The sequence below is a fragment of the Xylanibacter ruminicola genome, assembly GCF_900107775.1.
In the GTDB taxonomy this organism is placed as follows: Bacteria; Bacteroidota; Bacteroidia; order Bacteroidales; family Bacteroidaceae; genus Prevotella; species Prevotella ruminicola_C.
Map to the genome: position 1 here is coordinate 258,083 of NZ_FNRF01000005.1, position 26,512 is coordinate 284,594.

General features: G+C 48.5%; 17 protein-coding genes. 10 read left to right on the forward strand and 7 right to left on the reverse strand.

Annotation, left to right across the window (positions count from 1 at the left end; genetic code table 11):
- Positions 1-9 precede the first annotated feature (9 nt).
- The gene (locus BLU97_RS13370; protein ID WP_074761987.1) at positions 10-2,274 is read right to left on the reverse strand and encodes a family 43 glycosylhydrolase; all 2,265 of its coding nucleotides are present in this window, start codon (positions 2,272-2,274) and stop codon (positions 10-12) included.
- Positions 2,275-2,331: 57 nt separating this feature from the next.
- Positions 2,332-4,269, reverse strand: coding sequence for a glycoside hydrolase family 97 protein (locus BLU97_RS13375; RefSeq protein ID WP_254771727.1), 1,938 nt, complete (start codon positions 4,267-4,269; stop codon positions 2,332-2,334).
- 225 nt (positions 4,270-4,494) lie between these two features.
- On the opposite strand from BLU97_RS13375, the gene BLU97_RS13380 reads away from it, so the two are divergent.
- Genes BLU97_RS13380 through BLU97_RS13415 form a run of 9 tightly spaced genes read left to right on the forward strand, consistent with a single transcriptional unit; the run spans position 4,495 to position 21,991 of the window.
- Complete coding sequence (locus tag BLU97_RS13380; RefSeq protein ID WP_074761988.1) at positions 4,495-6,900, forward strand: glycoside hydrolase family 127 protein; 2,406 nt, start codon at positions 4,495-4,497, stop codon at positions 6,898-6,900.
- Between the two features lie 40 nt (positions 6,901-6,940).
- Entirely contained in the window at positions 6,941-9,949 is a 3,009-nt protein-coding gene (locus BLU97_RS13385; RefSeq protein ID WP_081353037.1) for a SusC/RagA family TonB-linked outer membrane protein, read from the forward strand.
- Between the two features lie 13 nt (positions 9,950-9,962).
- Complete coding sequence (locus BLU97_RS13390) at positions 9,963-11,633, forward strand: RagB/SusD family nutrient uptake outer membrane protein (protein WP_074761989.1); 1,671 nt, start codon at positions 9,963-9,965, stop codon at positions 11,631-11,633.
- Positions 11,634-11,674: 41 nt separating this feature from the next.
- The gene (locus tag BLU97_RS13395) at positions 11,675-12,667 is read left to right on the forward strand and encodes a DUF4859 domain-containing protein (protein WP_074761990.1); all 993 of its coding nucleotides are present in this window, start codon (positions 11,675-11,677) and stop codon (positions 12,665-12,667) included.
- A 51-nt stretch (positions 12,668-12,718) separates the two neighbouring features.
- Positions 12,719-13,129, forward strand: coding sequence for a hypothetical protein (locus BLU97_RS15870; RefSeq protein ID WP_139209035.1), 411 nt, complete (start codon positions 12,719-12,721; stop codon positions 13,127-13,129).
- A 6-nt stretch (positions 13,130-13,135) separates the two neighbouring features.
- The gene (locus BLU97_RS13400) at positions 13,136-15,454 is read left to right on the forward strand and encodes a DUF6055 domain-containing protein (RefSeq protein WP_074761991.1); all 2,319 of its coding nucleotides are present in this window, start codon (positions 13,136-13,138) and stop codon (positions 15,452-15,454) included.
- Between the two features lie 18 nt (positions 15,455-15,472).
- Positions 15,473-16,834 carry a CotH kinase family protein gene (locus BLU97_RS13405; RefSeq protein WP_074761992.1) on the forward strand — a complete coding sequence of 454 codons (1,362 nt, stop codon included), beginning with the start codon at positions 15,473-15,475 and terminating at the stop codon, positions 16,832-16,834.
- 1 nt (position 16,835) lies between these two features.
- Positions 16,836-18,086: a DUF6055 domain-containing protein gene (locus tag BLU97_RS13410; protein WP_074761993.1), complete on the forward strand. Its 1,251-nt coding sequence runs from the start codon at positions 16,836-16,838 to the stop codon at positions 18,084-18,086.
- Positions 18,083-21,991 carry a hybrid sensor histidine kinase/response regulator transcription factor gene (locus BLU97_RS13415; RefSeq protein WP_074761994.1) on the forward strand — a complete coding sequence of 1,303 codons (3,909 nt, stop codon included), beginning with the start codon at positions 18,083-18,085 and terminating at the stop codon, positions 21,989-21,991. The genes BLU97_RS13410 and BLU97_RS13415 overlap by 4 nt, the downstream gene beginning before the upstream one ends.
- Here the strand turns inward: BLU97_RS13415 and BLU97_RS13420 are convergent, their stop codons facing one another.
- On the reverse strand, positions 21,992-22,774 hold the full coding sequence (locus BLU97_RS13420; protein ID WP_074761995.1) for a ZIP family metal transporter: 783 nt from the start codon (positions 22,772-22,774) through the stop codon (positions 21,992-21,994).
- A 74-nt stretch (positions 22,775-22,848) separates the two neighbouring features.
- Positions 22,849-23,187 carry a hypothetical protein gene (locus BLU97_RS13425; RefSeq protein WP_074761996.1) on the reverse strand — a complete coding sequence of 113 codons (339 nt, stop codon included), beginning with the start codon at positions 23,185-23,187 and terminating at the stop codon, positions 22,849-22,851.
- A gap of 181 nt (positions 23,188-23,368) precedes the next feature.
- Between BLU97_RS13425 and BLU97_RS13430 the strand changes: the two genes are divergently transcribed.
- Entirely contained in the window at positions 23,369-23,980 is a 612-nt protein-coding gene (locus BLU97_RS13430; RefSeq protein WP_074761997.1) for a class I SAM-dependent methyltransferase, read from the forward strand.
- Between the two features lie 12 nt (positions 23,981-23,992).
- Here the strand turns inward: BLU97_RS13430 and BLU97_RS13435 are convergent, their stop codons facing one another.
- From BLU97_RS13435 to BLU97_RS16130, 3 genes are all read right to left on the reverse strand, one after another.
- Positions 23,993-24,832, reverse strand: a complete 840-nt coding sequence (locus BLU97_RS13435; protein ID WP_254771728.1) for a transporter substrate-binding domain-containing protein — start codon at positions 24,830-24,832, stop codon at positions 23,993-23,995.
- Between the two features lie 102 nt (positions 24,833-24,934).
- The gene (locus BLU97_RS13440; protein ID WP_074761998.1) at positions 24,935-25,681 is read right to left on the reverse strand and encodes an MBL fold metallo-hydrolase; all 747 of its coding nucleotides are present in this window, start codon (positions 25,679-25,681) and stop codon (positions 24,935-24,937) included.
- 630 nt (positions 25,682-26,311) lie between these two features.
- Positions 26,312-26,413, reverse strand: a complete 102-nt coding sequence (locus BLU97_RS16130) for a smalltalk protein (RefSeq protein ID WP_157054454.1) — start codon at positions 26,411-26,413, stop codon at positions 26,312-26,314.
- Positions 26,414-26,512 lie beyond the last annotated feature (99 nt).

Consider the following 26,512-nt stretch of genomic DNA (forward strand, 5'->3'; position numbering starts at 1 on the left):
TATCAATTGTCAATTATCAATTATCACGTTGTCCCAAAGTTTCAGACTGTGCAGATAGCCGCTAAACAGCCATTCACGTTCGGCGTTTCGGCCTAGAGTAACATACTGCGAAGGCTTCAGTAGCAGTTGGATGTCTTTACGGCTGATAACTTTTCCATTAATGCTGACAGTTTCGATACGTCCGTCGAAGGTCACGATGATGTGTTGCCATTCGCCTTCCAGCTGTTTGATATCTTTGTAGCCAGCATCCTCGTACCATCCATAGTGGTTCACTACGCCGCAACGAGGCTCTGTGCCGCTAATCAGCATAATCTTCTCTAGTTCGTCGTGAGTGGTGGTAAAATCAGCAACACACTCGTTCATGGCCATTTGGGGATTCAGCACCCAAGCCTCAAGGGTATAAGGTGCATTATCGCGCATAGTGGCAGGCAGGGCAAACGACGACTGATACACCTGTAGCGAGTCGAATCGTAGGGCTTTCTTGCCCTTGATTTCTTCAACAATACAAGGTGCTGTCAGCGTTTCAAAATAGCCATCCACGCCATGATTCTCAATATAGGAAATGGTGTCGCCTGTCAGGAAATCATCGGCTGTGATGCTAACAATCAGACCTTTCTTCTGATTATCGGCCACTGGCAGGCGTACGATGTCGTTTTGGGCATCGTATGCTTTCTCGGCCTCGGCCTGCTGCCAGCTGTAGTGGCGCAGATTGGTGAGGGTGAGTGGCTCTTTATCGGCCTTGATGGTTTGACAGTAAACAGCACTCTTAAATTCCAGTTCGGTGCCAGGCTGTAGTACCAATATATCCTTGTCCTCCTGATGCTGACGGAATACGGAGCCCGTTTTTAACTTAAAACTACCTCCAAGCATACCTTCGTTATTCAGCCACTCGCGCCCGTTCCAGTCGGCAGGCGTCAGGCCGAGCCATTGCTGGGGTAAGGCATCTTCAATCTCAGGATAAACCTTGATGTTCCAGATGGCACCACCAAAGCCGTTCTTCTGTCCGCCAAGATAGGTCAGTCGCACATAGCGGGCCTTAGCGTTACCAAAATCTACCATCGGACTGCCCGCCAAGCGGTTCTGACTCTTATCAGCAAACACCTTCCAGTTATGTCCGTCGGTAGATGTTTCTATCAGATACTGGTAGAATTGTGTACCATATTCAAACTGCGTCATGATGGTTTTGATTTTCTGCGTCTTGCCCAAATCAATCTTCAGCCATTCGCTACCTGTGCCTTTGGGGCGCCAGAGTGTGCCGTTATTGTCATCCACAGCATAGGATGGCTTAAAGTCATCATCGTAATACGATGAAGCCTCGACCTTGCAATCTAAGGCCAGATTTCTTGAACGTATAACTGATGGTGCCAACAAGCCAATGCCCTCGTGAGTAGGGGTAATTGTTTTGATGCGTCCGTCGGGCAGGAATTCCATCTTATCGATGCATACCTGACGATGAAAACCGCGATTGGAGTGCGGGTTGTCGTGGCGGTGATAAACAATGTAGTAGTTATCGCCCTCCTGCAATACGCTATGATGACCTGGACCATGAATGGTACCATCGGCATTAGTCTCGAGTATGCATCCTTGGTATTTGTACGGCCCCAGCGGCTTGTTGCTGGTGGCATACTGCACACGATAAGTATGATCGTGGCAGGAACCCGATGAATACATGAAGTAATAGATGCCGTTGCGCTTTAATACAAAGGGTGCTTCAAAGAAATCGGTTACCTCGGTATTAGGTATCAATCGTGTCTCAGAGAAGGTTTTCTTATCGTCGTTCAGTATGCCTGCACCACAGCCAAAGCCTTTGTAAATGCCCCAGGTGCCCCAATACATATACACTCTGCCATCGTCGTCCACAAAGGTCTGTCCGTCTAGGGTGATGGCGTTGGTTACAAAGCGGTCTGGCACCAGTACGGCATCGCTTTTGCCCAGAATGTTCTTCCATGGGCCGCGAGGTGTCTCGCTCACGCCCATGTGGAGTTGGCAGGGCTGACAATACACCATGTAATACTTGCCGTCTTTAGCATTCTGCATCACATCTGGCGCCCAAATCCAGTGGGTATCGGGCCAGTTCATCGGCATCAGTGTCCAGTTGCCTAAATCCTTACTCATCCATACCTGTGCAGGCCCGAATCCTGCGCCGCTACCATCGGTGGTTGCATAAATATAATAGGTATCGCCGAACTTCTTGATGGTAGGGTCGGCAAAGTATCCTGGCAATATGGGATTGCCAGTTGATGGGGCGTCATAGGCTTTCTGTTGTGCGCTCATGCCAAGCGAACAACAGACAAGTACCCCTATAGTCAGTAGTTTCTTCATATCTATGTTTTACTTTTTTATCAGTTTCACAACAAATCCTCCGCCGCTGGCCATTTTGATGTGCAGTATGTCGTTGGCAGAGAGTGTTCTTGATTCTATGCGGTAGTCTTCGGCATTATGGTTGGCATTGATTCCATCAGTTACGATTGTTGCCTGATATGACTCGCCAGGACGTAGAAAGTCGAGAGCTATATCGACTTTCCTTTCGTCCCAGTTCGTTTGTCCGCCTACATACCAGTCGCTACCGTTGCGGCGGGCTGTTACCATATAACTACTAATATATCCTGAAAGAATTTTTGTTTCGTCCCAAGTGTCAGGAATCGACGTGATGATGTCTACACATTCCTGTTCGCGCTCATAGTTGGTTGGCGCATCGCAAAGCATGGTGAATGGCGAGTCGTGCATGACGTAGCATGCCAGTTGATGGCATCGTGTACCCATCGATACAGGGTTCTGATAGCACTCCACCCAGTTGTGTTTGGTACCATTGCGCATGGCGCCTGGAGTAAAGTCTACATTGCCAGCCATCATGCGGATAAATGGGAAGGTGACGTCGTATCTAGGCATATCCGTCTCTTTCTTAGCCCAGCGGGCCTCCTCCATGCCAAACACGCCTTCGTAGTTCAGTATGTTGGGATAGGTGCGGTTCATACCTGTTGGGGTGTAGAATCCGTGATAATCCACAAACAGATGGTATTCTGCGCAGGTCTTTGCCAGTCGTTCTGCCATTTCTACCGCCGTCTGGTCGTTGCGATCCAGGAAGTCTATCTTCCAACCAGCGATGCCCATCTTTGTATACTTCTCGCAGGCTTCGCGCAGATGTTCGTCGAGCACATTAAATACCGTCCAAAGCACTATGTTTACGCTTTTTTTCTTTCCGTAATCTATCAGCTTCTGCAGGTCGATGGCGGCAATGGGATTCATAATATCGGCTTTGCTTGAGTCGTACCAACCTTCGTCTAGAACTACGTATGGGATGTGATTTTTGGCGGCAAAATCGATATAGTATAGATAGGAACGCGTGTTGATGCCTGCCTCGAAGTCGACACCTTTCAGGTTCCAGTCGTTCCACCAGTCCCAAGCCACTTTGCCTGGACGTATCCAACTGGTATCGCCTATCTGATTGGGTTTGGCAAGGGCATATACCAGGTTGTTAACAGGCATTTCTGTATCGTTCTCGGTGATAGCCATCACGCGCCAAGGGTAACTACGGGCGCCAGTCGACTTTGCGATAAAATCCTCTGTTTCTGCCACATAGCTCATGCCGCGCCATTTGTAATAATCCATCTTCTTGGGATATTTGGCAAAGTCGGCTTTCAGCTTCAGTCCGTCAGCCTTCAGGAACATGCCCGGATAGGCGCGCAGGTCGCTCTCGAGGATTGTTACTTTCACTCCGCCACTCTCGATGGTGGCTGGCAGAAATATGTATTTATCCTTGGCCTTGCTCAGCTTCGTCTCGTCGTAGAAGTTCTGAAAGGCCATTGCGAAGGGTTTTTCGTCGTTGGTAGAGTAGGCTAGCCAGGCTTTGCTGTCTTCGGGGAAGCAGAAATCGGCCGTCTCGTTGTAAATAATCGTTTGTTTCTTATTGGTAGTGCTGAATCGATAGGCCACACCTTCGTCGTAGGCTCTTATCTGCAGACTAAATCCATCGTTAAGTTTAACATCCAACTGATTGCCTGCGATACGAATCTCCTTTTGCCTGTAAAACGGTGCCTGAATCGTTTCGTTGATGTTTTTGGATTTAACAGAAGCAATTCTTAATCCATCGCGAAGGCTTGCCTTTACCGTTACCACCTGTTTGCCGTTGTGTGCAACACGGATGTTAAGTGCATCATCTACCGTCGCCACATTCTTTCCGTTGGGCGAAGTTACGATGTGATCCTTGGCTTGAAGCGAACCACACATTATTAATAAGGTGGCGAATGATAAGATTCGATTAATCATCATTTTTGTTAGAGTTTTGATTTCTGGTGCAAAGATAGTAACTTTCGGCTAAATGGAATAAAAATATCGTCTAATCTCGATGGTAAAATCGTCTAAAAAGCCTTATTTTATCTGTATTTAGACTATTTTGTTAGTATCTTGGACTATTCTTTCATCCGTTTCCGCTGATTTTTTGTTATTTTGCGGTCGAAATCAAAACTCTAACGATTACTAACAATAACAAGTATAATAATGAATAGACTATTGTTATCAGCTATCGGGGTTGCAAGTATCAGCCTTTCGGCAGCAGCCCAGATACAAATTCAGGAGGTGCCCTTTACTCAGGTTCACCTCAACGACGGATTCTGGTCGCCACGTATCGAGATCAATCGTACCGTCAGCATCCCCTCGGCCTTCCATGAGTGCGAGGTGAATGGTCGTTTCGACAACTTTGCCATCGCTGCAGGTTTGATGAAAGGTGAGCACAGGGGCGACTTCTCGTTCGATGATACCGATCCTTACAAGGTTATCGAAGGTGCCAGCTACTCACTCGCCGTACATTACGATGCCAAACTCGATCATTATCTCGACTCAGTGATTAACATCATCGCCAAGGCTCAGGAGCCCGATGGCTATCTTACTACGTGTGTTACTAATAAATGTACGCGCCTGAGCGGATGGTGGGGCACACACAAGTGGGAGAAGATTAACTCGCACGAACTCTACAACTCTGGTCACCTCATCGAGAGTGCCGTTGCCCACTATCGTGCTACAGGCAAGAAGACATTCCTGAATGTGGCTATCAAAAATGCCGACCTGGTTTGCAAGACCTTCGGACCTAACGAGGGTCAGATTCATCGTCCGGGCGGTCATCCTATCATCGAGATGGCGCTCTGCAAGCTGTATAAGGTAACTGGCAACAAGAAATATCTGGAAGGTGCCAAGTATTTCGTGGATGAGACAGGTCGTTGTACCGATGGTCATCATCCTTCGGAGTATTCGCAGGACCATATGCCTATCTTGCAGCAACAGGAGATAGTAGGTCATGCCGTGCGTGCAGGCTATCTGTACAGTGGTGTGGCCGATGTGGCAGCACTCACTGGCGACAAGGCTTATTTTGAGGCCCTTAAGCGCATTTGGGAGAATATGTCTTCGAAAAAGCTTTTCATCACAGGCGGTATAGGCAGTCGTCCGCAGGGCGAGGGCTTTGGTCCTAACTACGAGCTGTTTAACCACACCGCTTATTGCGAGACCTGTGCTGCCATTGCCAATGTTTACTGGAACTACCGCATGTTCTTAGCTACAGGTGAGAGCAAGTATATCGACGTTTGCGAGCGTGCACTATATAATAATGTGTTGAGTGGTGTATCGCTGAGCGGCGATAAGTTCTTCTACGACAATGTGCTGGAGAGCGATGGCGAACACGAGCGCCAGAAGTGGTTCGGTTGTGCCTGCTGTCCTGGTAACATTACTCGTTTTGTGGCTTCGGTGCCTGGTTATATGTACGCCCAGCAGGGTAGGGACATCTACGTAAACCTGTATGCACAGGGCAAAGCCAAGATTGGCAAGGTAGAACTGGAGCAGACCACCAACTATCCCTGGGAAGGCAAAATCCGTATTAAGGTGACTAAGGGTAGTGGTAAGTTCGCCATCAAACTGCGTATCCCCAGCTGGCTCAAATCATCACCAACCAACAACACTCTCTATTATTATAACGATGCTGCCCCTGCCTTTGCCATTACTGTAAATGGCAAGCAGGTGGCAGTAGAAAACACCGATTACGCCACCATTAACCGCAACTGGAAAAAGGGTGATGTGATTGATATCGACTTCCCTATGAGTGTGCGCCGTATCGTGGCTAACGATAATGCTGAGGACGATCGCGGCAAAGTGGCACTGGAGCGTGGACCTATCGTTTACTGTCTGGAGGGTTCCGACCAACTTGATGGTCAGGTGTTTAATAAGTATATCCTGAATTCGGCAGCCATTACAGCTCAGTACGATGCTGACCTTCTGAATGGTGTTGTTACACTTAGTGGCGATGCTAAGCAGTTGCAGCCCGATGGTACCATCAAGGATGTAACGTTCCGTGCCATCCCTTATTCTACCTGGAACAACCGCGGAGCGCAGCAGATGGAGATATGGGTGGCCAATTCTCCCACCAAGGCTGTAGCCACACCGCAGCCTTCTATCGCCAGCAAGGCCCAAACGTTTTCTAATCGTGGCCCTATCCAGAACGATGCGCCCGAGACAGCTCCTGTTGATACCTGGGCCAGTGGTGTGAACGATCAGTGGGAGCCCAAGCGTTCGTCGGATATATCAAAACCTTACCATTACTGGTGGCTGAAGCAGGGAACCAACGAAGCTATCAGCTACCAGTTCGATCAAGCCTACGAGGTGAGCAACGTACAGGTTTATTGGTTGGAGTTCGACCATTACGATGGTAATTTCCGTATGCCTGCCTCGTGGGCTCTCTATTACAAGGATGCCAACGATGAGTGGCAGGAAGTTGAGAACCATAGCCCTTACACGGTGCTGAAGGACTGCTATAACAGCGTGGATTTCAAACCCGTAAAAACTACTGGACTGAAGATTATCGCTAAGTTGCAGCCTGGTAACTCAGGTGGCGTACTGGAGTGGAAAGTGAACAAATAACTATTGTATAACATTAATAAACCTAAAAAGTAAAATTGGTATGAATAGAAATCTTCTATGCTTGCTTTTGATGGGCGGTACACTCTGTGGTTACGCCTCCGAAAGCACATCACCAGCCGTTGCTGCCATTCTTGGACAAAGCCAAGCGAAACAAGTTTCGAATCCTCAGCAAGGTGTGACAGTAAAAGGTGCAGTCAAGGACGCTAAAGGCGAGCCGATTATCGGCGCCACAGTAACCGAAAAGGGCACCAAGAACGCAACCGTTACCGATTTCGACGGTAACTACTCTCTTAACGTATCGAGCCGCAATGCCGTGCTCGTAGTAACTTACATCGGCTACAACACTCAGGAGGTGAAAGCCGGTAGCGACGTAACTCTCGAGGAGGACAACGCTCTGCTGAACGAGGTTGTTGTCATCGGTTATGGCACTCAGCGTAAGGGCGACGTCACCTCAGCCATTACCAGTGTGAAGGCCGAGGATTTCGCACAAGGAAATATCCGCGATGCCGGTGCTCTGATTAAGGGAAAGGTGGCAGGTCTCACCATCTCGAATGGCTCTGGCGACCCCAGCTCTGCATCAAGCATCCGTCTGCGTGGTATCATCTCGCTCTATGGTGGCAACTCTCCACTCGTACTGGTTGATGGTCTGGAGGGCAGCCTGAGCTCTGTAGCACCTGAGAACATCGAGAGTATCGATGTGCTGAAGGATGCATCGGCTGCCGCTATCTATGGTACACGTGGTGCTGCTGGTGTGATCCTCATCACCACCAAAGCTGGTAAGCGTGAGGCTAAGACCACAGCCAACTATAGCGGCTACGTATCACTGGCCTCGTTCGGCAAGAAACTCGATATGATGGACGGCGATGATATCCGTGCAGGAAAAACCAACTATACCGACCGCGGTTATGATACCGATTGGCTTGATGCCGTATCGCGTACAGCCCTCACTCATAATCACAACGTCAACATCAGCGGTGGTAATAAGAGCACATCTTATAATGCCGACTTTACCTATCGCGACCAGCAGGGTGTGTTCATCAATACCTATAGCAAGGAGATGCACTTCAATGGTGGTCTGAGCCACTGGATGTTCAACGATATGCTGAAGTTGCAGTTCAATATCCTGAAGCGCTGGCACGAGAATGGTCCTGTGGACGCTGCTGGTCAGATGGTATATCGTCAGGCCCTGATGCGTAACCCTACAGAGCCTATCTATGCCGAGGATGGCAACTGGTACGAGAACTTCGGTATCAACTACTATTATAACCCAGTGAGCATCCTGAACGAGCAGACTGGTGAGTACAAGACAGAGACCACCCGTCTGACAGGTAATATCACCTTAGAGCCTATCCGTGGTTGGCAGACCAACCTGATGCTCTCTACCGAGCGCTACAATGCCCATGATGAGGGTTACCAGTCGTCGAACTACTATGGTCAGCGTTCTGAGTATCGTACGGGTTATGCCTACCATAGCTATGCTTACAATAAAACCAACAATCTTGAGCTTACCTCAACCTATAAGCACCAGTGGGGCAACCATCGTTTCGAGGCTCTGGTAGGTTATAGCTACCAGTATCAGGTTGACGAGAGCTTCTATGCCAACAATACCAACTTCCTCAACGACTTCTTCCAGTATAACAATCTGGGTGTAGGTCAGTATCTGAAGGATGGTAAGGCTGGTATGGGTAGTGGTAAGAGCGATGACAAACTGGTTGGTTTCTTCGGTCGTGTAAGCTACGGTTTTGCCGATAAGTACAACGTGCTGCTGTCTATGCGCCGTGAGGGGTCTTCTAAGTTCGGTGAGAACCACAAGTGGGGTTCGTTCCCCTCAGCCTCGCTCGGATGGACCATCTCTAACGAGAAGTTTATGCAGGGTACTAAGTCGTGGCTCGACAATCTGAAGCTGCGTGCTGGTTTCGGTGTTACTGGTGTTGTCCCCAGTGGTCGCTATCTGTCGCTTACCACCTGGGCATTAGGTTCGCCTTACTATTACGACAATGGTACCTGGAAGCAGGGCTTGAAGGTTGACCAGAACCCTAACCCCGACCTGAAGTGGGAGAAATCAACCGAGTATAATGTCGGTCTCGACTTTGCCGTACTCGGCGATCGCATCTGGGGTAACATCGATGTTTACCGCAAGAAGACCGTTGATATGCTCTGGTGGTACGACGTGCCTGTTCCACCAAACCTCTACAACCAGACACTGGCCAACGTAGGTGAGATGCGTAACCAGGGTATCGAGGTGGCTATCAATGCCATTCCCGTTCGTACCAAGGATTTTGAGTGGAAGACCACTGCTACCTTTGCTCACAACGCTACCAAGCTGCTCAGCCTGAGCAACGACCTCTACGAGACTGCCAATAAGCACTATATCGCCTATCTTGGTGAGCCTATCTCACTCTCTACACAGATTATGGAGGTAGGTAAGCCTCTCGGACAGTGGTATGGTCTGAAGTCAGTAGGTGTCAGCGAGAACGGTCTCTGGCTGATTGAGAATCCTACCACAGGTGCCATCGAGGAATTCAACGATAACATGCTGACCGATAAGGAGACTTACTATCAGAACCTGGGTAATGCCATTCCTAAGATCAATGTAGGCTGGAGCAACACCTTCAAGTATAAGGATTTCGATCTGAACATGCAGTTCACTGGTCAGTTCGGCTTCAAGATCCTGAACGAGGCCCGTGCCTACTATCAGAACAATGCCGTGACCTATAACCGCCTGAAGGATGCTGCTGTGGCTCCTTATGCCGATGGTAACGTGCTGAAGCCTGCCCAGAAGCAGACCTTCGTCAGCTACTACCTGAGCAATGGTAACTACCTGAAACTCTCGAACCTGACATTGGGTTACAATGTACCGTTGAAGGCCAACAAGTATGTGAAGAACGTACGTGCTTATCTCTCTGCCGACAACGTGTTCACCATCACCTCATACAACGGTCTGGATCCTGAGCTCTCGAATGGCGATCCCCAGTACTCTGGTATCGACAGCCGCGACAAGTATCCCACTATCCGCACTTACACATTTGGATTAAATGTTACATTCTAAAACTGTTACTACAATGAAAGCAATATACAACAAAATCATCGTTTCCGCTATGGTGGGTGCCGCAGGCCTTACCATCGGAGGATGTACTGATCTCGACGAGACCATCTACTCACGTCTGGCCTCTGAGAAGTACGAGTTTACTGATGCCGACCTCGAAGCTACCATTGCACCTGTTTACAGCAGTCTGCGCGACGTGTATTGGGGATGGTTCGGTATGGCCGACATCATGGATGAGAGTTCCGACGTATGGGGTGTTCCTAACCGTATCGGTATCGGCTGGGGCGACCTTTATATCTCTATGCACAAGCACGAGTTTAACGCAGGTATCGGCCATTTCTCTGTCAACTGGTCCAACAACTATGCCGGTGTGAATGCCTGCAACCAGATTTTAGCCAACGAGCAGGTTGCCAGTAGCGAACTCATCAAGGCTCAGGTGCGCGCTTATCGTGCCATGTACTACTATAATCTGTTCGACCTGTTCCGTAACATCCCTCTGGATACCACTTTCGTTCACCCTGATGGATGGACACCTGAGCAGGCAGCTCCCGAGGTGACTTATAAGTGGATTGAGAGTGAGCTGAAGGAAGTGGCCGACCAGTGCGGCGACGACATCTCGTTGGGCAAGCTCAGTAAGTATGCTGCCTACATGCAGTTGGCCAAGCTCTATCTGAACCACGACGCCTGGTTCCCTAACAATAAGGATAATAGTTACTATCAGAAGTGTATCGACTGCCTGAACGTCATCATCAACTCGGGCAAGTTTGCTCTGGCCACCAACTACAGCGACAACTTCTTGGAGGATATCTCGGCTTCGCCTGAGATCATCTTCGGTATCGTGTTCGAAAATAAGTATGCCGGTGGTAACTTCATGGCTAACCTCTGGATCCACAATGCAGGCCGTGCCCGCTGGAACTTCTCAGGTTGGGCTACAGGCGGTGGTATCGTGTTCCCACAGTTCCTGGATATCTACGAGGATGGCGACACCCGTTTGGAGAACACCTGGGCAGGCGGCCCACAGTATGCGATGGATGGTAGTCCTATCCTGCTGGATGGCGAGCCCCTCGACTACACCCGCGAACTGCATAGCATCGACAATCCTGGCTGCTATCCCATGGAGAGCTGGCGCCTGATTAAGTATGAGATCAAGAGTGGCGACTATGGTACCAGCTACGACGATGTGCCTTACTATCGCTATGCCGATGCCCTGCTGATGAAGGCTGAGTGCCTGCTGCGCTTAGGTGGTTATAATGGTGAGACTGAGGACGATGCCGCTGCATTGGTTACTCAGGTACGTGCCCGTAACTTCAAGGCCGACCCATCGAAGGCCAAGGTTACCGCAGCCCAGCTGAAGGGTGGCAGTAAGTACAACTACGGACATCGCGAGAATACTGGTGAACTGGGTGGTGCCGACAACTGGGTAGAGAACTACCAGGGTGGCGACGACATAGAACTGGGTGGACTGCTCGACGAGCTGGCTCGTGAGTTTGTTTGCGAGGCCCATCGTCGCGATGATATCATCCGCTTTACGATTAAAGGAACGAATATGAACGTGTACTGCGGTAAATCGTGGTTCTGTAAGGATCCCGAGGCCGACCGCCATACCGACATATTCCCCATCCCACAGGATGCTCTCGACGGTAACCCTAAGCTGAAGCAGAACCCTGGATATACAGCGGCAAACTAAGGGAAAATGCAAAAATGTAATAATGAAATAATGCAAAAATTATGAGAAAGAATATATTATATATAGCAATGGCATGCTTTGCGCTGGGCTTTACTGCCTGTAGCGACGATCCCAACGATGCCGTAACCAAGCACGTGTATGGTCCCGACGAGGCTCCCTATCTGCGTTCCGACGCCAATGCCACGATTAGTAATTCGTTGGAGTTTAAGATTGGACATTTAGCTGTTCAAACAATAAACCTAAAAAATTATGCTGAGCAGATTCAGACAAAACTGAAGATGACTGTTGACGATGTTTTTGTAGGTTTAGAGAATGGTGATATTGTGTTTTATAATATCAATACTTCGCGTGGTGCTTGGGACAAAACAGCTCCTACTAAAGGAAGTACTGGTTGGTATTATAATTCTGCAGGCGGTGTGACCACAGAAAGTAATGCTCAGGTTGCAGTAGAACTTGATAAAGCAAATAAGCAAATCGTGGTATCTGTACCTGAGACGGTTGAAGATGGTATGAACGGTACTGTTAATGTAGGTTTTGCCGTTGATAATAAGAAAGACTACGATATGTATGTGCGATTCTCTATCTCATATAAGGTTAGTGATCCTTCATCAAATATCGTAACGATTAATGTGCCAAATACGGACTATACACCTTATGTTGTTGATCTTAATGATTATGAGGATAATATCAAGGATGCATTTGGTATGACTCTCAAAGAGTTTTGTGAAGCTATTCAAAGTACAGATGGTGATATGGTTCTTTATATGCTTGATAAAGATGGAAATTGGATTACAGATCAGGCATACACTGCAAGCGGCATGGGCTATTGGTGTGATGCTGATGGCAATATCATGAAGTGGGCAGATAAACCTAACTATTTTGTTGAAAGTCATGGAGATGAAGGAGCTATATATATCGGTGCATATCCTGGCCAAGAGGCTGGTACGGAATTTAGAGTCCGCTTCGTATATACGCTTAAGTCTGATAATTCTAAATTTATCCAATTTGTATTTAAAGCAGTTCTTATAGATTAATTATTAACTCATGCGCAGGGCTCTGCCCTGCACATTTAAAACCTAACAATTATGAAAAAAATTTTTAGCTTATTTGTTTTGATTTTTGTCATGACAATGGCAAATGTAATGAATGCAAAGGCAGAAAACATGAATGCTCAAAGTTGTACTTCTACAGTAAGATTATGTGTAATTGCTCCGACAGGTACAGTGTTAGATTTTGTACAACCATCTGATATTCAGATGACTGTAGGTTCATCTTCATCTATGCAAGAAGTTTCTTATACTAATATTGGTGGCTGCCTCCTGTATTTTACAGTATCTGTTCCGAATAACTCATCTGCTGAAAAGGTGGAAATTGTTTGTACCATAAATGGTTTCAGAGAGTCATACTCTCTTGAAAATGGTCAAGCAAATATTCAAGCCTTTATTCCTATTCCATCAGGGAAAACAGCCCCAATGGTATACATTTCGGTAAAGTAAGGTTTTATGTTATTACATATCAGTAAATTGATGAGCAAGAGCGCCTTGGTTGCGCTCTTTGCTCTCGGTCTCATGAGTTGCACCAGCGACGACGAGGTGATTGTTGGTAACATCACCATTGCCGAGACCGAATTGAATAAGACTGTAGAGTGGGACGAGGTGGAGAGCTCTATCACCTTTACTGCTAACGATAAGTGGACAGCCAGTGTGAGTGATGTCACCACCCGAGCCCTTAACACCAAGATTGAGTGGCTGACGCTGACTGTGAACAGTGGCGATGCCGGCGAGGTGAAGATGCCTTTCTGCCTCTCGAAGAACGATTCAGAGTTCTATCGCGATGCTCAGATTGCCATCCATTGTGGCGATAAGACCTCGATCATCAACGTACATCAGAATCAGAACCCCGATGCGGTACACACCATGGATAAGTCGCAGGTTGAGAACTTCGACAAGTACATCTGCCCAGGCTCTTGGAACGAAGGTTTCGAGAAAGGTGTGGATAATATGCTGCGCGACGATGCCAAGTGGAGCTTCTGGCGCATGAAGCAGAGCGAGCATTTCTTCGTGTTCTGGGAGCCAGGCTTCGGCTACGATCCCAATGGAAGCGACGTGCCAGCCGCCCTGCGTGTGAATATCGACGACCTGCTGGCCAAGGCCGAGCAGTTCTATACCACCAATGTCGAGAAACTGAAGATGGTGACTGTAGGGCAGGGCAAGAGTCAGCTCGATAAGTACAAAATGCAGATTTATCTGCTCTACCAGCAGGATTGGCTCGCTACCGGTTCGGGCTACGACAACACCATCGGTGCCCTCTGGGTAAACCCATCAACCTGTCAGCCCGTAGGCTCTACCATCGCTCACGAGATAGGTCACTCATTCCAGTATCAGGCTGGTTGCGATAAGCTGCTGAATGGACAGGCCGAAGAAACCAGCTATGGTATGAGCGGCGGTTTCCGTTATGGCTTTGGCGAGAACGGTGCCGGTGGCTGTGCTTACTGGGAGCAGTGCGCTCAGTGGCAGTCGTTCCAGGATTATCCTGAGGAGTGCTTCACCCAGGATGCTCACCCCACCGTATGGCTTAAGAACCATCACCGCCACTTTAACCACGAGTTTATGCGCTATGCCTCTTACTGGTTGCCTTACTACCTTACCCAGAAGCATGGCATCGAGGCTTACGGTCGCATCTGGCAGGAGAGCACTTATCCCGAGGATCCTATCCAGACCTATGCCCGCCTGTTCTGTGGCAACGATATGGAGAAGTTCTACGACGAGTATTACGACTATGCTGCCCGTGCCGTCAACTACGATTTCGATGCTGTTCACCAGTATCTTAGTCTTAACACTTCAGCCGCCAACTACAGCACCAATATGCTGCCCAACAATGGCGGATTCCAGCCTACCTACGACAACTGTCCTGGTACCACAGGCTTTAATGCCATCGAGCTGAATATTCCTGCTGCTGGTACAACTGTTAAGGCCGACCTGAAAGCTGTAACGCCAGGTAGCGCCCTAGTTAGCGGCGATGCCGGCAAGGTGGTTGATGGCGATGGTAATGCCAAGGGCAATGTCAGCACCTACAACCAGCAGTCGAACACCACATCGGCTTACCGCATTGGTTTTGTAGCCATTAGCGGCGATAAGGCTACCTATGGCGATATGGCTAAAGGTAAGAATGCTGTAGCCGAGATGAAGGTGCCTGCTGGAACCGATAAGCTCTACCTCGTGGTAGTAGCCACACCTACTGATTATCAGCGCCAGGCTTGGGACGATGACGAGACCAACGACCAGCAGTGGCCTTACAACGTGAAGTTCAGTGGCACTGGTGTTAAGGGCTTTATCGATATCCCTGCCGGCGATCCTACCGATGTGGCTTTCACCCATAATCTGAATGGACTGGATGCCGCTTACGAAGGTTATCAGGTTGGTGCTATCGACCTGCTGGGCGAGGGTTATATGGAGAAGATGGCGAAGGCCTTCAAGCTGCAGCCTGCCGAGATCCTGTCGAACCTGGTAGCACGTGAGGGCGACGCTGTGGCACCTGCCGAAGGTAAGATTGCCATTGGTCTGACACAGCCCGACGGAACCATCAGCTTCGCTTGCTCTACTAACGCCATTGGTACATGGATCAATGCCGACGGTTATGCCGCTACATGGGGCGAGGGTCAGCTCTACTACGAGTATGATGGTTCTTCTTACAACTTCCCCGTCGGCTTTAAGCCCGGCACCGTTGAGGCTGGTAAGACTTACACCATGAAGCCCACTTGGGTTTACACCAAGGGTGGCAAGCAGTATAAAGCCACGTTCACACTGAATATGCAATTCTAATTTTTTCGATATTCTAAGATGAAGAAGTTTTTTCTTTCGAGTTTGGCGGTTCTGTTGATGGTTGCCTGTTCGTCGGGAAGCGATGTGCCGGAGCCAAGCCCCGTTGTACCTACGCCGTCGACAGTTGATACAACTAAGGTAGATACTTCAAAAACCGATCAGAATCCTGTTGCGGTGAAGTTTGCTGCCAAGTATCGAGTGGCAAAGATGCAGATTACAACGGATGGACAGCAGGCTGTCGACTCGAAAGAGAAAGCTGATTATCGCAATTGTACGATTAAAATAGAGAGTGATACGGCAGCATGGAACTACGAGGGCCGTGGACGTATTCGCGGCAGAGGTAACTCAACATGGATCTGGTATCCCAAGAAACCATACCGTATTAAACTCGACGAAAAGGCATCAGTACTTGGTCTTGATGCTAATAAAGACTGGGTGCTGCTGGCCAACTATCGCGACCCAACCCATCTGATGAACACCTTTGTGTTCGAGATGGGGTATGGGTTGAATATGCCTTTTACCAATCATACACGCTATGTAGAGGTTACGCTTAATGGCGATTATATCGGTCTGTATCAGTTGACGGAGCAGATAGAAGTAGGAAAGAGTCGTGTGGATATTGGTAAGAAGAAAGGATGGCTACTATCACTTGATGTCGACGACGGCCCTGCTGAGGCTCCTACCGCAGGCGACAATTTCTGGTCGCAGGTATACCGTATGCCAGTATGTGTAAAGAGTCCTGAAGCTGAGGATTATGCTACCCCCGAAACCCTATTAGATGATGCAAAAAAGGCACTTGGCGACCTTGAAAACGTAATACATAGTCACGACTACGAAGCACTTAAGAAGGTGCTGAATGTTCAGTCGATGATTGACTATCTGCTGATTCAGGAGTACGTTTACAATGTCGAAGTGTCTGCACCGCGTAGCATCTACATCCACAAAGATAAAGGTGATGCACTCTGGACTTTCGGACCGCTATGGGACTTTGATGCCGGTTTTGATTTCGACTGGGGACATATGTACGATGGACACGGCTATTTCGCTGATTATCGCGAGACGGTTCTTGGTACCGATCCTGCCCGTCATGTCAGCAATTACGATTATGTGCCGAGTTTCTTTACTGACATGTGGAAGAACAAGGCATTCGTCAGCGATGTAAAGGCGCGTTGGAAGGAAATAAAACCGCGTATTATCGCTGAGTTCTGGGCAGAGACCAAGCGCTATGCCGACGCTGCTGCCGAGGCGATGGAGCGCGATGCTAAGCGCTGGCCCATCGACAAGAAATACACTACAGAAATCAATCGAATGGAGAAATGGCTCAACTCAAGAGCTGTTTATATGGACAATATTGTAAGCAACTATCCAAGTGGAAACTGATATGAAACGAATAATACTATTGGCATCGTGCGTATTTGCAAGCTATACAGCATTGCACGCCCAGAAGAAGATATACATCCCTGAGGACCTGCGAAAGATGGATTTGCAGGCTGATACCTCGCAGTGGTCGTTTAAGCGTAGTATCGAGACCGACGATCTGATACTGATGTGGGAGCGAGGTTTTGGCAGCGATACAAGCAATCCGCCGATGCTTGAGGGCAAACCTATGAGTTTCAACCTCACTAATCTGCGCGACCGTGTGCAGGAGTTTTATCACTTCTTCCGCGATACGCTGGCTTTCTCGTTGCCTGGGTCTAAGGCCGATAAGTATAAGATGATGGTGATGGTAAATTACTCGCTCGACGGTACGGCCTATGGTGGCACCTACGACAATTTTATTGGCGCCCTATGGGTGGCCCCCAACCGTATACAGGATGCCAAGATGAACTGCATGGCGCACGAACTGGGACACTCGTTCCAGTTGCAGATACCCGCCGATAGTGTAGGTGACGCATGGGGAGGATCTGGCTTTTTCGAGATGACATCGCAGTGGATGCTGTGGCAGGTTAATCCTGGTTGGTTAACCGATGAGAACTACCACTTCGAGGCATTCAAGCAGCTCACCCACAAGGCCTATCTGCATCTCGATAATATCTATCACTCGCCCTTTGTTATCCAGTGGTGGAGCGATTTGCACGGGCGCAAGTCGATAGCCGAACTGTATCGCCAGGGTAGGATAGGCGAGGATCCTGTGATGACCTATAAGCGCATGTACAATATGAGTCAAAAGCAGTTCTGCGACGAGATGTTCCGCGGCTATCAGCATCTGGTAAACTTCGATTTCAATCATGCCCGTAAAGAAACCCGCCAATATGCCTGCACATTCGATACCGAGACAGAAGGCGGAAAGTGGCTGCGCCCCAAGAACTATCCTGAGGAATACGGATTCAACGCCATCAAACTAGATGATAAGGTAAACCTTAATGCCAGAAAGTTCAGACTGAATATACAGGGCGATAACCTGCGTTATGGTTTTGTAGGCATAACTACCGATGGCCAGTCGGTTTATAGCGATGTGAATGCCACAGAGTTCGTCGTACCAAAATCAAAACGCCTTTCTCACCTCTATCTCATTGTGATGGGAGCTCCTTTGCAGCACTATCACATACCGATGCCTACAGACGAAAATTATAAAAATCCACAAAAACTTTTGGAGTTTCCATATAGTTTTCGTATTTTTGCCACCCGATGAGAAAGATATTGCTACTGATGGTGTGTTTGCTTGGTATTCTGAATTCAGAAGCCAAAGCCGACTATAGTTTCCGCAATTTGACCATGAACGATGGTTTAACGGCTAACGCAGTACGCAATATAGTTCAAGATAAGAATGGTTACATTTGGTTTGGTACCGACAATGGCTTATGTCGTTATAACGGTAGGCAGATGGTACCGTTCCGTATTGCAGAACTCGGCATCAATCAGTATATCTCGGCCCTGCTGTCATCCGAAAAAGGTTTATATGTAGGCACTGATAAAGGCGTTTTCTTTATCGATTTCGAACTTCAAAAGTACGAAAGGCTACCTTTGGATATTCATTCCACGGTGACTTATCTCTCGTTCGATAAGGAGGGCGCATTGTGGGTGTCTGTAATGGGGCAAGGGGTTTGGCAGTATATGGTAAAAACCAGCCAGACTAAGCACTATGAAATTAAGGATATAGAAAATGCTGTGGCTCAGGTGTTGGTCGACAACAGTAACCAGATTTGGGCTGTAACCAACTGGGCAACGCCATCCGTTTATCGCCTTAACCGTTTGCATAATCGTTTCGAACCAGTTAGTCTTAGTTTTCCTTCCATGTATAACTCGCTCCGCATGCTACAAACCAAAGATGGTAGGATGTGGCTTGGATCGTGGGAGCAGGGACTTTTGCTGATGCATAGCGACGGCAGATTAGAGCAGGTGCTTAATCCGCAATCGTCGAAGGTAGGCTGGCACATACATACCCTGTATGAACAGACTGATGGAAACATTTGTATAGGTTGCGACGATGGTATGATAATACTGAATACCAAAACGCGAGAGTGGCAAAAGTACGGCGATCGATTTGTGTATGCCATCACTACCGATACCGAGGGTGGCATGTGGATAGGTACATTCTATAACGGTGTGAGATATATCTCGCCTGTAGGCAAGCGCTTCGATGGCTTCTCGATGGCCGATGGACTTACCGGCAATGTCATTTCTCGCTTTTGCGAGGACCGTCAGGGGCGTGTGTGGGTTGGTAGCGACGATGGGGGACTGATGTGCTACTCGCCTAAGGAGCAACGATTTGTAGGCTATCCTCATCAGGATGTGTTGTCAAAACGCAATGTGCATGCTCTTACTCTTGATAGCGATAATAACCTGTGGATAGGCACATATACCGATGGTGTAATGGTATTAAACCTGGCTACTGGTCAACTGCGACAATACATGCCGACATCGTCTGTTAATAGTTTGGATAACTCCAGCTCCTATGCCATTTATCTCGATAGGCATGGCCGTATATGGGTAGCTACGATGGAGGGTTTGAATCTCTATGACAAACTGCACGATGCCTTTGTGCGTATCGGTAAAACCCACGCCATCACCATCGATATCGATGAGGATAAGGAGGGTAACCTGTGGCTTGCTTCGCAGGGCGAAGGCCTGTGGCTATACAACAGTAAAAGCCGTAAACTTAAGAACTATCGTGCCGCTGATGGCGATGATACAACCTTGTCCGATAATCAGGTTAACTGCTGTATGATTGATCAGAGTGGCAAAATGTGGATAGGTACATTTGCCGGTCTATGTGTGTACGATAAGCAGCACGATAATTTCCGTCGTATCACGCTAGATGTGCCTAGCCAGAATATTCTCAGTGTGATTGAGGATAACGGAGCTTTGTGGATTGCAACCGACAGAGGCATTGTGAAATATGTGCCTGAAGAGGGCGTACAGCGGTTTACGCTACACGACGGTCTGGTTAGCGAGCAGTTCCAACCCAACAGCGGAATGAAAGCTACCGACGGACGTGTTTATCTAGGCACCACAAGCGGATTCAATAGTTTCTATCCCTTCCAGATTAAAGCTAATAGCGTAATGCCTCCAGTGTACGTCACATCACTCGAGATACTGAACCGCGAGGAACGTAATGCCGAGGGTCAACCCATCGATCTGACGCTAACCAAGGAGATTACCTTCGGCTATAGCGACTCGAAGATGGTCACCCTCTCGTTTGCCTCGCTCAGCTATTGTTCGCCCGAGAAGATACAGTATGCCTATATGCTCGAAGGCTTCGACCGTGATTGGAACTACGTGGGCAACCAGAACCGCGCCACCTATACCAACCTGCCCGCAGGCACTTACACCTTCCGTGTAAAGGCCACCAACAATGACGGCATCTGGAGCGACAACGAGGCCGAACTTAAAATCATTGTGCATCCTCCGTTCTGGTGGAGTTGGTATGCCAAACTGCTATATCTGGTGCTGATGGTTATGGCGGTTTACTATTATGTACAGCTGCGATTGAAACGTGCCGGACGACAGCACCAGCGCGAACTGCAGTTGCTGAACGAACAGAAAGAGAAAGAGGTACGCGAGGCCCGACTGAACTTTTTTACGATGATAGCCCACGAGATACGTACGCCCGTTTCGCTGATTATCGGACCGTTGGAGAAGATGCTGAAACACGGCACACCATCCGACGACTTGAAGGTGATCGACCGCAATGCCCATCGCCTGCTGGAGCTGGTCAACCAGTTGCTCGACTTCCGTAAGGTCGAACAGCAAAGTCTGGTGATGCATTTTGCTACACATAATATCTACCAGTTGATGGTGTCGGTGAGCGAGCGCTTTGCTCCCACCTTCGAGCAGAATGGTAAACACTTCACCGTGGAGTACCCCAGCGAGCACTTCACTGCTATTGTTGATAAGGAGGCCATCATCAAGACCATCAGTAATCTGCTGACTAATGCCAACAAATATACGAAGGACCAGGTACGCCTATCATGTAGCGAAGACCCCGATGGCGAGCACTTACGTATCAGTGTGAGCGATAATGGTGTGGGCATCCGGCAGGTCGATCAGGAGCGCATCTTCCAGCCTTTCTTTCAGGCCGAGGGCAACCAGCCCGGCACAGGTATCGGACTGAATATCGTTAAGAATATCGTTACCCAGCACCACGGCACCATCAGTGTTGATTCAGAGATAGGCAAGGGTAGTACCTTTACCATCATTCTGCCCTTAATCCAGACCGTTACCGAGCCCATCGAGCCTGCAAATCCGTCGGAGCCAAAGGCGATCGACGATCACACCGCTCCTGCTCAATCGTCCAACACAACTATCAACTATCAACTGTCAACTGTCAACAATCAACAGTCTATGCTCATCGTCGATGATTCCGAAGATATGCGCCAGTTCCTCGAGAATAATTTCAAGGATAAGTACCATATTATTACTGCTGGCGACGGTATCGAGGCGCTCCACTTGTTACAGCAACACCAGGTAAGCATTATCATCAGCGACTGGATGATGCCCCGTATGGATGGTGCCGAATTCTGCCGTCGTGTGCGTCAGAATCCGCTCACTAGTCATATCCCGTTTGTGATGCTTACTGCCAAGACCGACGACAACTCGAAGGTGAAGGGTATGGATGTTGGTGCCGACGCCTACATCGAAAAACCCTTCTCTGTGCAGTATCTCGAAGCCTGTATCCGCAATATCCTTCAGATACGTCGCCAGTTGATGGAGAAATTCTCTACACAGCCGCTTGAGCCTGTAACAGAGATTGCTCAGAACTCCACCGATAACGAGTTCCTTAAGAAGATGAATCAGATTATCGAGGAGAACTTCTCCAACTCCGAACTAAATGTTGATTTCCTGGCCGAGCGCCTTAATATCAGTCGTAGCGGATTGTTTGCTAAGATTAGGACCCTGGCCGATGTAACGCCCAACGAGATGATACAGATTGTGCGTCTGAAACGTGCCGCCCAGCTATTGCATGAGGGTGGCCACATGGTTAGCGAAGTGGGGTATATGGTAGGATTCACAAATCCCTCATATTTCTCCAAATGCTTCCAAAAGCAATTCGGCATCCGTCCTGCCGAATACATGAAATCAAACGGTAAAAACTGATTATCCCATCACCACGTCGAGCACCATCATCAGCACAAAACCGATGGCAAAGCCGATGGTGCTGAGGTTGGAGTGCTGACCGCTTGAGGCTTCGGGGATAAGCTCCTCAATTACCACATAGAACATGGCGCCTGCGGCAAAGGCCAGCATATAGGGCATCATGGGCATGAGTAGCGATGCCAGCAACAATACGGCAATGGCACCGATGGGCTCAACGGCTCCACTCAACGAGCCTATCAGGAATGAGCGCCACTTACTGTTGCCTGCTGCACGCATAGGCATAGAGATGATGGCACCTTCGGGCACATTCTGGATTGCGATACCCAATGATATGGCTACAGCACTGGCCAGCGAGATACTGGTGGTGCCACTATCGGCTCCAGCAAACACCACGCCCACAGCCATTCCCTCAGGCAGGTTGTGGATGGTTACTGCCAGGGCCAGCATGGCCGTCTTCGACAGATGTGAGCGCATACCCTCAGGCTTGTCGGTGCCTATGTGCAGGTGTGGCGTCAGTTCGTCGATAAGCAGCAGGAATCCCATACCCAACAGGAATCCTACAGCTGCAGGCATCACACTCCACTTGCCACTATCGGCTCCCATCTCCATCGCCGGAATCAGCAGCGACCATACCGATGCCGCTACCATCACACCCGAAGCAAATCCCAACAAGGATTTCTGCAGTCTGTCCGACATTTCGCCCTTCATAAAGAACACAAAAGCCGAACCGAGCATGGTGCCCAGTAGCGGAATAAGCAATCCTATGATTAATGTTGTAGTCATAACGCCGGCAAATATAAACAAAAAATCCCAAAGCAGTGCTATTATGCTTTGGGATTTAACTTTTGTTGAAATGATTACTGAAAATTCGGCATATTCATCTCGCCGCCCAACAGAAACTCACGGATTCGGCGCTGCGAGTAGAACTGTGGCTTCAGTCGGAGATAGCCTTCGTACTGATCGTCGGATAGCAACTTGCGTAACTTCTTATCATATTTCGTTTGCTTCTCGTCTAACATCAGTTCTCTCACCATCCTTCTGGTCATCTGTTCCTGAGTTATTCGCTTCATTCGCTGTGGCCTCATAGCCATTTCGGGCATACCGTCTTTTGGCTGAGTCTCGTCTACACTCTGTGCCATTGCCCCTGCTGTCAGCATCAAGGCAACGGTCATCATTATTTGTCTCATCTGTTTCATATCTATAAGCTTTTATAATTTTCGTGTTGCAAAAATAGTGTATCACCGTGACATTCAGAAATTTATTCAGTTAAGCGTCCGATTCATTCAGCGAACTGAGTGATTGATTACCGAGTTTTAGGTATTGCGCACCTTATTTATTTGGCGTACCTTTGCACTCAGTAATCAAATATAAACAACAATGGGATTATTAAAGTCATTTTTCAGTCAGTGTGCACGACCTGAAGGAACTCTGGGACGTGCAATGTTGTGTTTCATGAACTATACGCATGCTCCACTTACCAACTGGGGACTGAAGCTTGTGCATGTACAAGACGGATGGACTATGCTTGATGTGGGTTGCGGCGGAGGTTTTACTATCCGCAGATTGCTTAGCAGGAGTAAGGATGCGCAGGTGTATGGTATCGACATCTCGGAGGAAAGCGTAACCAAAGCCAGAAAAGTAAATGCCGACGTGCTTGACAAGCAGGTGTATGTAACTCAGGGCTCAGCCGAACAGTTACCTTATAGCGACGAGATGTTCGACCTTGTGACAGCTGTTGAAACGGTGTATTTCTGGCCCAACCTACCTGACTGTTTGCAGGAGGTGCGCCGCGTACTGAAACCTGGGGGAAAGTTTGCCATCATGGTTGAGGTGGTGGATAGCGACTCGAAGTGGACCAGCATTGTGGAGGGCATGACTGCCTATACACCTGAGCAACTGAAAACATTGCTTGATGATGCAGGATTCATCCAAACCGAAATCCATCGCAAAAAGCCGACTTATGCTACAATTATGGGCTTAAAAGCATAATCGGCGTATCGATTAATAAGCATACACCAGTCCGTATTTCTCGTGTAGTTGGCGCAGGGTGCCGTCGGCCTTCATCTGACTGATGACGTCGTTTACCAGTTGCAGCAGGTCGTCCTGTCCCTGCCGCATCAGTACACCTATCTCGCCATGGGTAAAGGGGGCATTCAATAGCGGGGCTGCCAGTCGGGTATCGGTCTGTATATAATAAGGTGCCTCGGTAATCTCGGTTATCATCACATCGGCTTGGCCCTCGGCTATGAGCGATGGTATCTCCTCGTTCTTATCATGCACAATGATGGTGGCATGAGTAAGATTCTGGTTGGCAAACTTCTCGTTCAGTCCGCCAGGGTTCACCATCACACGTACATCGGGCTTATCGATATCTGCCAGTTTCTGGTAGCGGTCGGCCTCGGATGCCCGGCACAGAATGGTTTTACCATTAGCCAGATAGCCATCGCTCATCAGCATGGTTTGTTTGCGGGCATCGGTGATGGTGATGCCGCCAATGGCCAGATCGAATGCTTGCGGATTGGACGTAACATCGGTAGAAAGTGTAGGCCACGAGGTTGGCACAAACTGTATGTTTACGCCCAGGCGCTTGGCAATCTGACCAGCCACCTCGATACCGAATCCCCAGTAGGTGCCGTCGGCCTCGCGGAAGGTTAACGGACGATAATCGCCCGTAGTGCCAATCAGGATGGTGCCACGCTCCTGAATACGGTTGATGGTGGGCTGGTTTACTATGATAGTATTATCCTTGCTTACCGTACACGAGGCAAACGATACCATACTACCTAACAATACGGTGCTAAGGAATAAAAAGATAAATTTTCGTACTTGTATTCTCATCATCAGGTATTAATGTTTTCATAATGCGCGGCAAATATAAACAAAAAATCCCAAAGCCATACCATTTGGCCTTGGGATTTAACTTTTGTTGAATTCTGTCTCTAATTACAGCGTCATTACCCGTTTCATCTCCAGATTCTCGTAGCCCTCGGGACAGTGGGTTGAGAGATAAACGGTGGGATTCTGCTGGATAAACTTGCGCACACGATCGAGTGTTTGGCGGGCAGCCTGGATATCCTCGAACACGATACTTAGCTTATTGGCTTTCAAGGCTGCATCGCAATAAGTCACGTCGCCGTGCATCATAAAATAAAGTCCATCGTTCTCAGCAATGATAATGCTGTTGCCCTTGGTGTGCCCCTTGGCCTCGATAAACCAAATGCCATCGGCCACTTTTTCGGCTCGTGGGAAGTTCTTGAACGATTCCTTGTATTCCGAACGGATGATGTTTCCACCTTCTGGTAGTTTCATGGCGTCGGCATCCTCGGGCGAAATATACACCTTGGCATTGGGGAAATACTGGATGGCAGCCGAGTGGTCGGGATGCTTGTGCGTGATAAGAATCTTTGTTACCTGCTCAGGCTTGTAGCCCAACTCGGCAAAGGCCTCCATATAATCCTTCACTTTCTCGCCCATATAGAGTGGCGCGCCCAGTTTCTTCTCAGGTGCCTTAAAGTCGTTCTGGAATCCAGTGTCGACCAGAATCACCTCGTTGCCAGTGTCAATCAAAAAGTTCTGCAAACTGCTGCGGTAGATAATCTGCTCGTCGGTACCTTCCTTACCTTCACCGCCAAAGGCAAACTGCTGGTTCATAAAACCGCCATCGAACATGCGAATTGCTTTAATCTCCATAATCGTACTTGTTTTGTTGGGTTAGTAATAAATCTTTGCAAATATAAACAAAAAATCCCAAAGCCGTGCTATTATGCTTTGGGATTTAATAATTATTGTGTAATCTGTTATGCTTTCACTCCTATGATGGCATGCCAATCACTCTTTTCGATGAATGAATCGGGGGCTTGACTGAATATATTTCCTGATGCCGTTGGGATAATTTGTGTGCGATTAACTTTTTTAACTGGGGGTGACTAACCTGTCAGGGGACGGTTCTGTGGCAGCTGAAAATGCAAAAAAAAACAGGCTGATATCCGGGTTAGGGATACCAGCCTGATTGGGTTATAGCATCCGCCAGGCGCGGAGCAGAGGGATGGGATCGCGACAGTTGGGACCGTTCTCCTGGATGGCCATGGCGAAATCCAAAAGTAGGGGCAAAAAATTGCCATTTTTATCCAAAAGTAGGGGCAAAACATTTTGAGATTTCTACAAATTCCCCCAGGCTTCGATTTGAAACCTGGGGGTAATAGAGCCTGCTGCAGTATGCGTGGCGGGCCGCGCAAGTGCAGGTCCTTGGCTATTTTACATGGCGCCCATACCGCTCGGCTATGCCGCTTGGCTTGTCCAAGAACTCGTGGCGCTTCGGGGCTAAGCCCCGATGCACGATGTCGTGCCTAGGGCCGTTACTATCGCAGTTGCGATACTGGCAATCATCTGCACGATAAACTTCAATGTCTCTTTCTTTGTCATAGTTACTTTTCGCTTTTTTAGTTCATACTTCGGGTTAATTTTGGCACGGACAACACGGCTCTCTTTTAGAGAAACGCAGCCTTTTATTTGGCTATAACC

What these genes read in the sequence shown, in the direction of transcription:
- BLU97_RS13370 (WP_074761987.1), bottom strand. Translation starts at nt 2,274, where the DNA reads ATGAGCGCACAACAGAAAGCCTATGACGCCCCATCAACTGGCAATCCC.
- BLU97_RS13375 (WP_254771727.1), bottom strand. Translation starts at nt 4,269, where the DNA reads ATGATGATTAATCGAATCTTATCATTCGCCACCTTATTAATAATGTGT.
- BLU97_RS13385 (WP_081353037.1), top strand. Translation starts at nt 6,941, where the DNA reads ATGAATAGAAATCTTCTATGCTTGCTTTTGATGGGCGGTACACTCTGT.
- BLU97_RS13390 (WP_074761989.1), top strand. Translation starts at nt 9,963, where the DNA reads ATGAAAGCAATATACAACAAAATCATCGTTTCCGCTATGGTGGGTGCC.
- BLU97_RS13395 (WP_074761990.1), top strand. Translation starts at nt 11,675, where the DNA reads ATGAGAAAGAATATATTATATATAGCAATGGCATGCTTTGCGCTGGGC.
- BLU97_RS15870 (WP_139209035.1), top strand. Translation starts at nt 12,719, where the DNA reads ATGAAAAAAATTTTTAGCTTATTTGTTTTGATTTTTGTCATGACAATG.
- BLU97_RS13400 (WP_074761991.1), top strand. Translation starts at nt 13,136, where the DNA reads ATGTTATTACATATCAGTAAATTGATGAGCAAGAGCGCCTTGGTTGCG.
- BLU97_RS13405 (WP_074761992.1), top strand. Translation starts at nt 15,473, where the DNA reads ATGAAGAAGTTTTTTCTTTCGAGTTTGGCGGTTCTGTTGATGGTTGCC.
- BLU97_RS13410 (WP_074761993.1), top strand. Translation starts at nt 16,836, where the DNA reads ATGAAACGAATAATACTATTGGCATCGTGCGTATTTGCAAGCTATACA.
- BLU97_RS13415 (WP_074761994.1), top strand. Translation starts at nt 18,083, where the DNA reads ATGAGAAAGATATTGCTACTGATGGTGTGTTTGCTTGGTATTCTGAAT.
- BLU97_RS13420 (WP_074761995.1), bottom strand. Translation starts at nt 22,774, where the DNA reads ATGACTACAACATTAATCATAGGATTGCTTATTCCGCTACTGGGCACC.
- BLU97_RS13425 (WP_074761996.1), bottom strand. Translation starts at nt 23,187, where the DNA reads ATGAAACAGATGAGACAAATAATGATGACCGTTGCCTTGATGCTGACA.
- BLU97_RS13430 (WP_074761997.1), top strand. Translation starts at nt 23,369, where the DNA reads ATGGGATTATTAAAGTCATTTTTCAGTCAGTGTGCACGACCTGAAGGA.
- BLU97_RS13435 (WP_254771728.1), bottom strand. Translation starts at nt 24,832, where the DNA reads ATGATGAGAATACAAGTACGAAAATTTATCTTTTTATTCCTTAGCACC.
- BLU97_RS13440 (WP_074761998.1), bottom strand. Translation starts at nt 25,681, where the DNA reads ATGGAGATTAAAGCAATTCGCATGTTCGATGGCGGTTTTATGAACCAG.
- BLU97_RS16130 (WP_157054454.1), bottom strand. Translation starts at nt 26,413, where the DNA reads ATGACAAAGAAAGAGACATTGAAGTTTATCGTGCAGATGATTGCCAGT.